We start from the raw sequence: 13,193 nt of genomic DNA on the forward strand, positions 1-13,193 counted from the left end.
CGCCCAATAAGGACGCAAAGCATAAGAAAATGAGTAAAGCATTGGTAGTAATAGATATTCAAAATGATATAACAAAGAATTACAAAGAAGTAATCGGCAATATAAATACAGCCATCGACTGGGCGACCAGTAATGGTATTCACGTTGTTTATATAAGGCACGAAAATTTATCAGACGGTACAAGAACTTTCAAACCAAATACACGTGGGGCTGAATTAGTTCCGGATATGAAAATAGTATCGGAGAATATTTTCACGAAATACAAAGGAAATGCATTGACCTGTGAAGAGTTCGCAGGCTTTATTAGTAAAAACGGAATAGATGAGTTCTACATAACAGGAGCAGATGCTATTGCTTGTGTTAAATCAACCTGCTATAACATGAGTAAGGCTGGTTATACGGTTAATGTCTTGTCTGATTGTATTACGAGTTACGACAAAAGGAAAATTGATGAGATGCTTCATTATTACGAGAGTAAAGGCTGCAAAATAATTAGCTTGAAAGACCTGTTGTTATGACAAAAAAAGCCACAGTAACGAGACGCAGAAACTGTATATGAATAAGTATGGAAATAGACTTAAACATTTTGGGATATAAATTCACGCATAAACCTTTGTTGATCGGCGGAAAAGCAATGGAGTATTATGGCTTGCGTAAATCCGGGTTAGATATTGATTTTGTAGTACATAGTGAAGACCATGAAGCGCTAAAGAATAAATATCCAAATAACATCAAGGATCTGTGTGGTGATATCGGAATATGCGAATATAGTTTTGAAATGTGGAACCAAATATGCACGTTTGATTATGATTATCTGAAAGAAAACGGTGTAGTTGAGCAGAACTATATTGCGATTTCTTTAGAAAAATTATTATTCTTGAAGGCTTTGGCAATGGAACTTCCTAAGTATCACAAAGATTTGGAATTAGTTGTTGAACTAATACTGGAAAAAGCATATAAACAAGATAAACGATGAAGTTGACTTTTGATGAAATAGAGAATACAACGAGAGTTAAGATTGATCATTATTTTCTAATAGCAAGCAAGAATTGATTCTGTATAGATATTCCCAAGTTTTATTGATCACGTCATAAATATATCAAACACCCAAGTTCACCCAACTTGGGTGTTTGTCTTTTTAGGGGTATTTACACTATTTTTCGCTTGATTGTCTTACTGGCAATGATGGCTAAAAATGACAATAGAAAGAGTAATTATTTATACAATAGCATATTACTGTTAAATCAAAGAAAATTCGTACCCAACTTGGGTAAACTTGTGAAATCGACATTTCATTACTTCCGACCTTTGCATCGAATCAATAAGTAAGGAACATGAAAGTAATAACCATAGAATCGGAAGCGTATAAAAGTCTGGTGCGAAAAATCGAGCGTATTCATTCCGAAATAAAAAAGCAGGCGAAAGAGAGTGCAATCCCTCAACCCGATCCTTCGGAGGTTTGGGTAAGCGACCAAGAAGCCGCAACCATATTGCAGGTGAGCCGCCGCACCATGCAGCGATTACGCAGTAACGGGAATATAACCTATTCAATCCGGGGCGGTAAAGCGAGATACACATTGGCAGAAGTTAAACGCCTGCTATCTGGTCGAGTAATTAGGAACGATAAAACGAAAGGAGGCAAGCCATGAGTGAGGAAGACGAAGGATTGAGAGACTGGATGCAGGAATGGTTCGAGCAATTCATGGGGCGTTTTGACCGATTGGATAAGTTCATGGATATAATGAGCGGACGGCATAACGTATTGAATGGCGAACGGCTTTTAGATAATCAGGATTTATGCCAACTACTGAACGTAAGTAAACGGACACTGCAACGCTACCGTTCTGCGGGTGAACTGACCTACATAACCATACACCACAAGATATTTTATACGGAGAAAAACGTAGAGAAATTCATCCGTGACCATTTCGCCAAAGGAGATAATAATAGCGAAACAGAACTTGAACCATCCGGTTAGTTTTTCATTTTTTTGATTATTTGATGTTTAGAACCCCGTACTGTCGTGAGATAGAGCGGGGCTCGCTATTTTTGACAGACACTAAAAAAGGCGGACTGCTCCGCCTTGAAAACCGTTTCCGGTTCAGTTATGAGTGCCGGAACACATAACCGTCATCGAACCAGTAGTCGGTCATAAATAAATCGCGTGCGAACTTTTCATAGTCAAAGTAAGTTTTCGCAAATTCCGGCAGGTCGTAGCATTCTTCAACGACTTCATACGCATAATCTTCTTCATCTTTGTATGCCCCCTGAAAATCATCCTCGAAGGAGGAAATCAGGTCGTTTATATCTTTGGAACTAAGATCGTAGTTTTCGTGGTTCAGCCAGACCTCGAATGCTACCTTTTTATCATCGTCCATATCGTCTATGGCTTCGATAATTTCAAATATGTTATCGGACAGCCAGCTTTCTCCTATTAACCCGGAGGGTATATATTCCCAATCCTGAAACATCAGTTCCGGGTCTTCCTCGTCCTTGTGTAACTCGCGGCAAGCCTCGTAAAATTCTTCTTTATCGGAATAATCCGAAAGGTCTAACCACTTACCGAAAATTGAACCTTCATTATACTTAGCGTAAGTTCCTACATAAATCCGTGCTTCTGATATATTTTCCATAACCTTAATTTTTAATCGGCATCTGCCGGGTTGATTTTTTATTCAGGTGCATTTTCGGTGTAGGGATTAGGGCTGTCAAGTATTCACGGATAAAATACTACCCTGAACTTATATGGCGTGGAGATTTTTCAGTGAACCTGCAAGGCTTGTACTTTACTGCCCGTTAAGATTCCGTAAACACCTTTGCGCCATGATAGAAAATAACCCACCGGAGCAGTTGCCGTATGTGTAAGTTGGAAAATGAAAGAAGCTGGATTTTTAATGCTTACGCCTATGAATGATGGTTTTTATTTAATGATGTGGTTTCCTGTCTTAACCGATAAGGAAGATAAAAGATGCTGCCGTTTCAACCGAACGAAAGAAGAACCGTTAATAGTAAAAGATTGGGAATACCTGGTTTATAGGGGGAAAACGATGTCGCTTTTATTTATAAATGCGAGCTTATGATATGGACTAAAAGTGGTATCTTTGTAGGCCGCAATTATGTGATTAATATGCAACAAACGACCTTTCGTATAGATAAAATGGATTGTCCTTGTGAGGAAAATCTTATCCGCATGAAATTGGCGGAAATAACTACGATTGAGAAATTGGAGTTTAACCTATCCGGGCGAACGCTCGATGTATGGCATACTGGGGAAGTAGAACCGATTTCGGCAGAACTCGATTCACTTAATTTAGGATCGCACCTTGTTGTTTCCGTTGAGGAAAAAGGAGAAGTTATAGCAGAAGATGATTCCCGGCAACGAAAAGTCCTATGGATAGTCCTTGCTATTAATTTCGGTTTCTTTCTTATAGAAATGACAACCGGGCTTATTTCCCGGTCTATGGGCTTGGTTGCCGACAGCCTCGATATGTTAGCTGATACGTTGGTCTATGGTATGAGCCTAATGGTAGTCGGCGCTGCAATTGCGAAGAAAAAACGGGTGGCATTGTGGAGTGGGATTCTACAAATAATCCTCGCTTTGCTCGGTTTATCGGAGGTTATCCGGCGATTTGTAGGTTTGGAAGTTATACCGGAGTTTCAAGCCATGATTGGAATTTCGCTATTGGCTTTAGCGGCAAACTCCGTATGTCTTTGGTTGTTACAACGCACCCAAAGTAAAGATGCACACATGAAAGCAAGTATTATTTTCTCGGCGAACGATGTTATTATAAATATTGGGGTTATCGTTGCCGGGTTACTCGTTTGGTGGTTTGGGAGCAATCTACCTGACTTGATTATTGGTATAATAATATTTCTGATAGTGATACGCGGTGCTGTCCGTATTCTGAAACTTTCAAGGTAGCAAATACAAAAAAGGCATCCGAAGCCTTGCCCCGGATGCCCACCACTAAAAGATCAATGTTAAACGACTATTCCGAATCGTAAAACAAAGTCTTTCAGTGGCAAAGATACGATTAAGCGAGAACAGTGCAAAATTCATTTTAGCATTGTCGAGCGTGAGTATCTTATGAAAAGATAATGAAGATTTTACTTAGAACGTCGTTTTTTGCTACCTCCTTTATTATGCGGGAACTCAAAGACAGTTTTATAGTCCGCATCGAATTTAACCGCTGCCTCGAAAGTGCTTCCGGTCTTACTGCTTACAAAACCTTTAATAAGGGCGGTCTTGCCGTTCATCAAGAGGTCTGTAAGTTGCCCGTCCGTCAGTTCCTTTTTAGCAATGGAACGCCATACGGTAAGCCCACAGGCTTCATTCTGACACTTGGCGACTTTATTATAGATAACTACATTCCCGCTCTTGCATTTCGGGCAAGGGCATGACTGGCGGTTATCCTGCCGTTCAAAAGTCATATCAAGCAATTCGGACGTTATCTGCGAAGCATAAACCTCTATTGCTTTATGGAATGTCAATGCCTCCATATCGCCCGATGCTATCTTATTCAGGGCTTGTTCCCATTGCCCTGTCATGGCAACGTCCGCTATCTTCTTGTCCTTTACCGCCAGATAGACCACCAGCCCTTTGTTAGTCGGGACAAGGGATTTCTTTTCACGGGTGATATACTCGCGGGAAAACAGAGTTTCAATAATGGCAGCACGAGTAGCGGGTGTTCCGATACCGCAATCCTTCATCGCTTCGCGCTCTTCCTCGTTCTCTACCTCTTTACCTGCGCTCTCCATCGCCGCCAGCAATGAACTCTCCGTGTGAAGCGGTCGGGGCTTGGTCTGCTTCTCCTGAATTTCGCAATCGCGGACAGATAGACTATCACCTTCTATGAGGGCGGGTAAAACTGCCGTATCGTCCTCATCGTTTGGCTCGTCCTTAAAGTTAAATACTGACCTCCAACCGGGGACGAGCGTAACGCTCCCTTTGCAGGAGAAGTGTACGCCGCCCGCGTCAAGCGAAACGGTGGTGTTCTCTTTGATGCAACCCTCGCCGAAGGCTTCAAGCATACGCCCGGCAACCATATCGTAGATAAGCTGTTCGTCTTTGGATAATCCGGTAGCCGGATCTTCCGTAATAATCAGCGCATGGTGATCGGTAACTTTTGTATCGTCCACCGAACGAGTATTAAGCGTTGTATCGAATCTGCTGTCAATATACGCACCAAAAAGAGGATGTGAACGAAGCATAGCAATCAGGTGCGGTATTTCCTCCAGTACGTCTTCGGAGATATAACGGCTGCCTGTTCGGGGGTACGAGATTTTCTTCGCTTCATACAATATCTGTGCTATTGTCAGCGTCTTGTCTGCCGAAAACCCATGCTTACTATTGGCTTCCTTTTGAAGCGTGGTAAGGTCGTACAGCAAGGGTGGTTCTTGATTGACCTCCTTACACTCCACGCCTGTAACCTTAACCGCTCCGGCAGCTTTGACCTGTGCCGTTACTTCTTCGGCAATGGTTCGGGTAACGAATTTATCCACCGAAAGGGCGGGAAAAGCCACCGCATCTTTCGCCGTATGCAGTTTCAGACGGAAATAGGTTTGCGGCTTGAAATCCTTGTTTTCAAGGTATCGGCTGCAAATAATCGCCAGTGTCGGGGTCTGCACCCTGCCGAGCGACCAGACACCATACCCTGCGGATATAGAAAGTGCCTGACTTGCGTTAATGCCGACAAGCCAATCAGCGGTACTGCGGGCTTTCGCCGAAGCATAGAGGTTATCGTAATCACTTCCGGGGCGTAAGGTTTGAAAACCGTCTTTGATTGCTCTGTCGGTAAGTGAGCTTATCCACAAACGGCGGAACGGAAGTGAACTGCCTATATATTCAAATATATAGCGGAATATGAGTTCTCCTTCTCTTTTATCACAACTAATGATAATAGGGAAGGTGAACTGATATTTAGGTATATCTACCAATATCTTGAGTGCCGGAAACCTTTCGTCCGCTTATGGATAAGCAGCTTGACGGATAAAGCCATCCGGGACGGATTGCAGAATCTCAAGGACGGGACAATGTACGATAACCTTTTCCGGTCGGCAAAGGCAAGAAGCGAAGCAGATTGGCTTATCGGCATTAATGCTTCCCAAGCGTTAAGTATAGCTGCCGGAAGAGGGACATATTCTTTGGGACGGGTACAGACACCCACGCTGGCGATGATATGTTCCCGTTATCTTGAAAACAAGAACTTCGTTCCACAGAAGTATTGGCAACTGAAATTACACACCGGGAAAGACAGCATCGAGTTTTCGGCCCTTTCAGAAGAAAAATTCGATAACCAGCAACCTGCCATCGACAAGCTGCAAATAATAAAGGATAACGGTCAGGTGCAGGTTAAATCGGTAGACTGTAAGGAAGTGAACCAAGAACCACCACTCTTGTATGACCTTACCACATTACAAAAGGAAGCCAATACGAAACTTAATTTTTCAGCAGATAAAACGCTGTCCATTGCACAAAAACTGTATGAAGGCAAGCTGATTTCATACCCCCGTACCGGAAGCCGTTATATATCACAAGACGTTTTCGATGAAATACCGGAACGTATTTCCCTGCTGGAAACTTACGACCGGTTTGCCGGCTACGCAAAATCAATGAATGGTAGCAACCTGAATCGACGTTCGGTGGACGATAAGAAAGTTACTGACCACCACGCCCTGATTATTACCGAAAATAAGCCCGGAAGTTTACAAGCGGATGAACAGGCAATATATGAACTGGTTGCCGGAAGGATGCTGGAAGCTTTTTCGGAAAAGTGTGTCAAGGAAGTTACTTCAATTTCTCTCACCAGTGGCGAGAGTATTTTTGCAGTGAAAGGAACAGTAATAAAGTATGCCGGGTGGCGGGCTGTTTTCAACGTCCAAGAAGAATGCGAAGAAAATACCGTTTTACCAGCATTAAAAGAAGGTGAAAATTTACCCCTCTCCGATATTGAGTTACTGGAAAAGCAGACTAAGCCCAAGCCGTTACATACGGAAAGTTCTTTGTTGTCGGCTATGGAAAATGCAGGAAAGGAACTGGAAGATGCAGAACTGAAAGCCAGTATGAAGGATTCCGGTATCGGTACGCCAGCGACACGGGCAGCGATTATTGAAACTCTCTTTACCCGCCAGTATATTATCCGGGAGAAGAAAGCCCTTGTGCCGACCGAAAAGGGACTGGCGGTTTACGATGTAGTTCGGGACAAGAAAATTGCTGATGTGGAAATGACAGGTATGTGGGAAAACGCACTATCCAAGATTGAAAGCGGGGAAATGAATCCCGACACCTTCCATAAAAGTACAGAAGTTCATGCTTCACAGATAATCAGCGAACTTTTAGGGGTACAGTTCACCTTATCAACGCAGCAGGATTTAACCTGTCCGAAATGCGGAACAGGTCGGATCCTGTTGTATCCGAAAGTGGCAAAGTGTGATAATGCTGATTGTGGGCTGGTTATCTTCCGAAACAAAAGCGATAAGCAATTAACGGATAAGCAGGTTACGGAACTGGTAACAGCGAAGAAAACAGGAGTGATAAAAGGCTTCAAGAGTAAAGCCGGAGAGCCCTTCGATGCTTCACTGGCTTTTGACGACCAGTTCAACGTGGTATTCGTTTTCCCTGAAAAGAAAGGGAAATCAAGGAAATAATCTGAAGTTCCGTATCTTTACCACAGAAAATTCCATTATGAATAGAATTTATGCTATCCGTGATTGAGGATTTTTGTGGTTAGCACCCGGTGGGGACACTGGGTGCTTTTCGTAAAAGCTATTTATGTAGAATAATAGAAATGAGTACAGATATAAAAAACAAAATTATAGTTCCGAAAGACTTGCATGACTCTAAATTGCTATGCTTTCTTCATCCTAATAGATTTGAGACTGAGGATGAAAAACAAGCTGTTGAATTATTACATAAAATTTGCATGACAAATCTAACTGATTTCCATGAGTCAAATCAAATTAGAGATTTAATCCTAACAGAGGAAGAACAGAAGCTTGTTTTATTTCACGAATGGAATAATTCTGAAAACGCAGAAGTGAAATCACGCTGTAGTGATGTTCTGTGTAGATTTGAGAAAGACAAACGTTTTGTAAAAGTAACAACATCAAACAATTATCTTGTCGCTTATCAGTTCTTTGGTGAGATTGAATTTTTAATCCGCTCAATTACAGTTCGTGATATCAAGATTCTTAATACTGATGTTTTTTTGAAAGATATCATATCTGCAATTAATGATAAATTTAGTCATCCATTTTGGATTCAGAGAGTTGTCGATTCTATAAAAAAATCATACCCTGTAGAAAAACTTGAAAAATTATGCAATTATATTGAATGTCAAAAAAACAGCTTGGTTGACGGTAGTTATTCCGAAAAAAGAGAGTATATAAAAGCCCAATACTCACTTAAAGTAATAAGTAAGCAGATATTTCATAAAGAGATGGCTTTATGTTTTGAGAATGAAGCAGATGCTACTGTAAACAATAAAGAACCGAATACTTTTTATCCGAATTTAGTTGATGTTTACCAAAATGCATATAATGAAATTTTTCAAATTAAAAATCAAGCACCTGAAGAATTTGAAAGGATAAAAGGTAAGTTGCTACAAGAAAAGTCTGATTTTATGGAAATGCTTTCTCTCTGTGGTATTAAAACTCAAATGAAACTTTCTGATGATTTCATTAAAAGTGTAGAAAAATCCATTTCAAAAATTACTATAGGTAATTTTATTGACACAATTAACCTGATGCTTTCAATTCCTTTCATGACTTCGGAAGAAGTCTGCGCCTATGAAGCAGCAGTGAGAAAGGCAAGCCCTATGTCTTCTATGCTTGGCCACAATCAGTTAGATAAAAAGGGAAATGTCGTAGGCATAGCAGAGTCAGAGAAGTCATTAAAAACAGAAGCTCATATTTATTTTCGACAAAAAAGACTGTATGCAATATGGACATATATCAATCTTCATCAATGGTCAAATATAAAATCGGAAGAGGATTTAATCTATTTCTATTTGCAAAATGAAAAACCAGCATATATAGAAGACGAAAACTTGATATTTTGGACTAAAGGAATTGTTGCAGGCTTAAATAAAGACTTTATAAGTGCATCTCATATCCTAATGCCATATTTAGAACATGCTTTACATAATATTGCTGAAATCACAAAGGGAAACATAACTACTTTAGAGAAAAAACGTCAAGAGGCTCCTTCTTTAGGTGTAATTTTTCCGATGCTTCAAGATGTAATTGACGAAGAGATACTATATGAAATAGAATCCTTTCTACAAAATGGGATAGATGTCAATTTTAGGAATAATTTGTCTCATGGACTTCTAACCCATTTTGAAATTGAAAAATATGGAATCTATTTGTGGTGGATATGCTTAAAGCTGTATTTTGAGGGAAAGAATATGATTAAAATCGCTCCCTAATCAGTTTGTGTACATCCGAAGCCTTATAGTAACACCTGCCATCATCTAACTTTATATAGGGTAGAATACCTTTTGCCCGATAGCGTTGAAGTGTTCGAAGGCTGACTTTCAGTAAAAACATTAAATCCTGATTATCCAAAAGCTGTTCGCCGTCCAAGCAATTACGCTGGGTTGTCAATCGTTCGATTTTCTTGTCTGACATATCGAACCTGTCCATTATACGTTCCATCCAAGCGATGAATGTTTCTCTATCTATATGCATAACTATAACTGATTAAAAATGACCTTTGATAAAATAACTCTGATTAGAAGGGTCTTTAATGATAATTTCCTTCTCTCGCATGAAGCGGATATAACTTTTGGATGTACGTTCTTTTACATCCATAATCTGCTGTATTTGTTCGCACAAGTCTATATAAGTGATAAATGTTTGTTGGTCGAAAACTTCACGGGCTACACTTACCAGTTCTTTTTCTTTTCGCTTCTCTTTTTCTTCCCGGGGCTTTTCTCCACGATACAAGTGCATCCCGGCTTCCTTATCCCATGAAAAAAGCATTAACGGAACATCCAATGGGCTACCTTCCCGTACTTTCAAGGCTTTTACTACTGATACAGTCGGTTCATTATCCAATTCTATGGAGAGTATGGCAGCCGATTTCCGTTGCAGTTCCGACCCCAAGTGTCCACGAAGTTTTAATCCGTTCGGAACATAGTGCAACACACAAACAATACAGGTCTGATATATTCCAGCCAATCGGTAGAGTTCATCAACAACCCGTAAGCTTTCGGCTTCGTCATTGGCGGAATGTACCAAATCGGCAATACCATCTATTACAACCAACTGGATACCGCCATATTGATAATGAAATTTATCCATACTTTGAACAATAGCCTGTAAACGTTCTTTGCGGGACATCCCGGTAAGACAGAAGGCTTTCAACTCTTCCGGCTTTTCCGGTTGTTTGGCCCGCTTTAATAGGTTGGAAACATTCTTAAATAGCTGCACTTCGGATTGTTCCGTGTCATAGAGCAACACAGCTTTATGTTTGTTATTTTCGTAAACATTAATACCAAGCGTATCCACCTGGATGTTTTCTAGTCTGATTGACCCGGCAACCAACGCAGCAACATAGTTACTTTTCCCAGTCCCTTCGCCACCAGTGATACATAGGATATTCCCTTGTGTACCCAGTGGCACATCCCCGGCTGATATAATTTCCTGTGCCTTTGCCGGAGGATTATTAAAATCTATTTCGCACGATTTCAGCATAGTCATAGTATCGCTGTATAGAGTATCTAAAAAATCAAGGAAGAGTTTCAGGAACGATTCACGGCTATTCCCAAGTCTGAAATAATCGGATATATCTTTCTCTTCTTTTGTTCCTGAAAGTGGTAATAGAAGTCGTTTTACACTGTATTCTGCCAACTGTTTTTCATGTTTGGAAGAACTCTCAAGCCCAGTTTTATCCATATCATAAAGTAGGATGATATGTTTGAACCGAAAAGAAAGCTTGTGAATGATGCTTGCCGGAATGTTTACAGTTTCACTATTAAAGCATATTGCATGAAACCCTTTTGCTGCAAGGGAAAGAACATCTTTTTCGCCGCCAGTGATAAAGACAGTATCGCCTTTGGCTGGTAATTGTTCTAATCCGAAGCAATAATTGTCGCCAATCTCTCCGCCATATAAAAAGCGTATTTTGGAGAAGGGACGATATAGTTTGATAAATCGCTTGTTTTTGTAGCCGAAAATCGGTTCTTCTGGTGATGAAGAGATCGTATAAGGCTTGCCTTCTGAATTTTCACTTTTGAACTCCCAAACTGAACAGACTTTATATTGTGCCAACAGTTCGGAACTGATGTCGTATTGTTTCCAGTAATCTAATTCTACAGAGGAGAATTTTTGTTCCTGAAAAGTGTATGCCTTAGATCGCTTTTCGGAGATAGATATGGTTGACTTTGCAATTTGCGGAACTTGAGCTTCTGTATCTTCTGATATCCCCAACGACAAATCACAGTTTATAGTTTTCAAAATTTCCATAAAGTCATTGGAGTTATTACAGTTCAATCCTTTCAGTTTACCAATAAAGGAAAAGCAATCACCACTATATTCGTCATTCCCGAAATCTTTCAGTTTATATACTCCTGTTTTTCTATCGAAATAAACATTACAGGATGCTTTACTGTCTTCATATAATGGGTTCAGGAAATTCCGACCGACACGCCACTGTCCAGTGATGTAATGTCTGAAAACATTCAACCCGTTTGCCGTCCTATTTAGTATTTCGTCTTTCCTTAACATGAAGCTTGTGGTTTGTTATTAAATCTTGCATAGACTCCTGAGTACTTTTTATCAAGCGACTTTCAAGCAGGCGTTTGATTTCTCCTATTTTGTAGAAATTCCGTCCCCGGATTTTAGAATAGCTAACCTCACCTTTGGAGCGAAGCCGTTGCAATGTTCTGTCGCTGATTTTTAAGAATGTGCAGACTTCGTAACTATCCACCCATATTTCATCTTCATTTATATCTTCTGACTCCTGATGGTCGAGAACATAACTGGCAATGACATTAATTTTTGCTTGCAATTCCTTGAAAGCTTTTGATTCCATTGTTATCACTTCCATAATGGTAACTTATTGATTCGGTGCAAAGTTCGGGCGTTTCTCAATGTTCGCTAACGAGGCCGGTATGACTTTTCTTGAATATTTTACCCAAGGCGTTCGTTTACAGTTTATTAAAATTGAAATTCCTCTGAAAAGCAGAAAAAGAAAATAGAGGTAAGGCCGGGGTAAAATGGACTACAAACAAAAACACCCGATTCTGACATTAATTCAGGTCAAAAACGGGTGTTTGAGAAGTATTATCGAACAATACCGACCCCGGTATTATTTCCTACCCATACGTCGTAAGAGAACATCCCTTAATTTATCAAGAAATGGTGTAGGTGTATTCCGTATTTTCAAATCGTCCAGAACTCTCGAAAGATTCCCATCCAACTGAATATTAAACACGTTTTGGATATAATCGTAAAGCTGCGTAAGTGGTACATCGCCAAATGTTTTGGCGCTATCCCAAGAGAAAATTTGTTCCTGCAATTCCGTTTTTGTCCCCTTCCATGTCTTTTTTGTTGCGGGGAAATTAAAAGAACATGCTGACAAACCATTATCATCCAGCAGTTCCATCTCGTGCATCAAATAAGCAGAAAGCATATCATTCGCTAAAATTTTAGCTACTTTGAAATCACAATTTGTAGAAAAATTAGGATCAAATTCGTAATTGAACGATTCGAGATATTGCTCCATATCAGGTTTGCCACGCAGAAAATAAGCAGTATCCAGATGAGAAGAACACGAACGATAGTAACGAATAAAGTCAAGCCGCTTAGAGTTATATCTATTTATGCCATCCAATATGTCGTTTAGGTATTCTCGTTGCATATCTACACCCGTAGGTCGACTCATTTCAATATTATAGACTTTTCGATAATATATTAAACGAGAGCATAATCTGGGTTTTATGTCTTTGAAGAAGAATATTTCTTCCTCCTCGTCTTTAAAAGTATGTGACAGGATGAATACCTTTAATTGACAGACTGCATCGGAAAGCATGCGAGAAGCCTCCAAAGATTTCGTGATCATGCTGGCTTCTGAACATTCTATTTGCTCAATCTTAGCATCAACCATTTTTCTAAGACTGGTAGTAAAATTAATCATAGGCTATTATGATATTTAAACCAAAAACAGAAAAGAGGATAGTTGTTTTGCA

The 13,193-nt window shown here is 40.1% G+C and carries 12 protein-coding genes and 3 pseudogenes; 8 read left to right on the forward strand and 7 right to left on the reverse strand.

Annotated elements, in window-relative coordinates:
• Positions 1-29 precede the first annotated feature (29 nt).
• The 4 genes from D0T50_RS03650 to D0T50_RS03665 all read left to right on the forward strand — a co-directional run bounded on the left by D0T50_RS03650 (position 30) and on the right by D0T50_RS03665 (position 1,978).
• The gene (locus D0T50_RS03650) at positions 30-518 is read left to right on the forward strand and encodes a cysteine hydrolase family protein (protein WP_163222082.1); all 489 of its coding nucleotides are present in this window, start codon (positions 30-32) and stop codon (positions 516-518) included.
• 47 nt (positions 519-565) lie between these two features.
• On the forward strand, positions 566-976 hold the full coding sequence (locus tag D0T50_RS03655) for a hypothetical protein (RefSeq protein ID WP_163218524.1): 411 nt from the start codon (positions 566-568) through the stop codon (positions 974-976).
• A 358-nt stretch (positions 977-1,334) separates the two neighbouring features.
• Positions 1,335-1,649 carry a helix-turn-helix domain-containing protein gene (locus D0T50_RS03660; RefSeq protein ID WP_163222083.1) on the forward strand — a complete coding sequence of 105 codons (315 nt, stop codon included), beginning with the start codon at positions 1,335-1,337 and terminating at the stop codon, positions 1,647-1,649.
• A complete protein-coding gene (locus D0T50_RS03665; protein WP_163222085.1) occupies positions 1,646-1,978 on the forward strand; it encodes a helix-turn-helix domain-containing protein in 333 nt (110 codons plus the stop codon). Before D0T50_RS03660 ends, D0T50_RS03665 begins: the two co-directional genes overlap by 4 nt.
• A 127-nt stretch (positions 1,979-2,105) precedes the next feature.
• Here the strand turns inward: D0T50_RS03665 and D0T50_RS03670 are convergent, their stop codons facing one another.
• Positions 2,106-2,633 (reverse strand): antirestriction protein ArdA, encoded by a 528-nt coding sequence (locus D0T50_RS03670; RefSeq protein WP_163222087.1) that lies wholly within the window; start codon positions 2,631-2,633, stop codon positions 2,106-2,108.
• Between the two features lie 240 nt (positions 2,634-2,873).
• On the opposite strand from D0T50_RS03670, the gene D0T50_RS03675 reads away from it, so the two are divergent.
• Together D0T50_RS03675 and D0T50_RS03680 are read left to right on the forward strand one after the other, a co-directional pair.
• Positions 2,874-3,080, forward strand: a complete 207-nt coding sequence (locus D0T50_RS03675; protein WP_163222089.1) for a hypothetical protein — start codon at positions 2,874-2,876, stop codon at positions 3,078-3,080.
• Entirely contained in the window at positions 3,077-3,922 is an 846-nt protein-coding gene (locus D0T50_RS03680; RefSeq protein ID WP_239058189.1) for a cation transporter, read from the forward strand. The genes D0T50_RS03675 and D0T50_RS03680 overlap by 4 nt, the downstream gene beginning before the upstream one ends.
• Positions 3,923-4,107: 185 nt before the next feature.
• Here D0T50_RS03680 and D0T50_RS03685 read toward each other — a convergent pair whose 3' ends face one another.
• Positions 4,108-5,937, reverse strand: coding sequence for a type IA DNA topoisomerase (locus D0T50_RS03685; protein ID WP_239058190.1), 1,830 nt, complete (start codon positions 5,935-5,937; stop codon positions 4,108-4,110).
• On the opposite strand from D0T50_RS03685, the pseudogene D0T50_RS03690 reads away from it, so the two are divergent.
• Together D0T50_RS03690 and D0T50_RS03695 are read left to right on the forward strand one after the other, a co-directional pair.
• Positions 5,896-7,647 (forward strand): annotated as a pseudogene (locus D0T50_RS03690) (DNA topoisomerase); the annotation flags it as partial. The gene D0T50_RS03685 and the pseudogene D0T50_RS03690 overlap by 42 nt on opposite strands.
• Positions 7,648-7,787: 140 nt before the next feature.
• Positions 7,788-9,428: a DUF4209 domain-containing protein gene (locus tag D0T50_RS03695; RefSeq protein WP_163222091.1), complete on the forward strand. Its 1,641-nt coding sequence runs from the start codon at positions 7,788-7,790 to the stop codon at positions 9,426-9,428.
• Here the strand turns inward: D0T50_RS03695 and D0T50_RS03700 are convergent.
• From D0T50_RS03700 to D0T50_RS03715, 5 genes and pseudogenes are all read right to left on the reverse strand, one after another.
• Positions 9,412-9,690, reverse strand: a complete 279-nt coding sequence (locus tag D0T50_RS03700) for a helix-turn-helix domain-containing protein (protein WP_163222093.1) — start codon at positions 9,688-9,690, stop codon at positions 9,412-9,414. The two genes, D0T50_RS03695 and D0T50_RS03700, sit on opposite strands and share 17 nt — an antisense overlap.
• Positions 9,691-9,702: 12 nt before the next feature.
• Positions 9,703-11,367, reverse strand: a pseudogene (locus tag D0T50_RS03705) (AAA family ATPase); the annotation flags it as partial.
• Between the two features lie 59 nt (positions 11,368-11,426).
• Positions 11,427-11,730 (reverse strand): annotated as a pseudogene (locus D0T50_RS13925) (bifunctional DNA primase/helicase); the annotation flags it as partial.
• A complete protein-coding gene (locus D0T50_RS03710) occupies positions 11,702-12,052 on the reverse strand; it encodes a helix-turn-helix domain-containing protein (RefSeq protein WP_163222096.1) in 351 nt (116 codons plus the stop codon). The gene D0T50_RS03710 and the pseudogene D0T50_RS13925, both read right to left, overlap by 29 nt.
• A 261-nt stretch (positions 12,053-12,313) precedes the next feature.
• The gene (locus D0T50_RS03715; RefSeq protein ID WP_163222098.1) at positions 12,314-13,141 is read right to left on the reverse strand and encodes an RteC domain-containing protein; all 828 of its coding nucleotides are present in this window, start codon (positions 13,139-13,141) and stop codon (positions 12,314-12,316) included.
• Positions 13,142-13,193 lie beyond the last annotated feature (52 nt).

The organism is Bacteroides sp. 214, from assembly GCF_010501015.1.
In the GTDB taxonomy this organism is placed as follows: domain Bacteria; phylum Bacteroidota; class Bacteroidia; order Bacteroidales; family Bacteroidaceae; genus Bacteroides.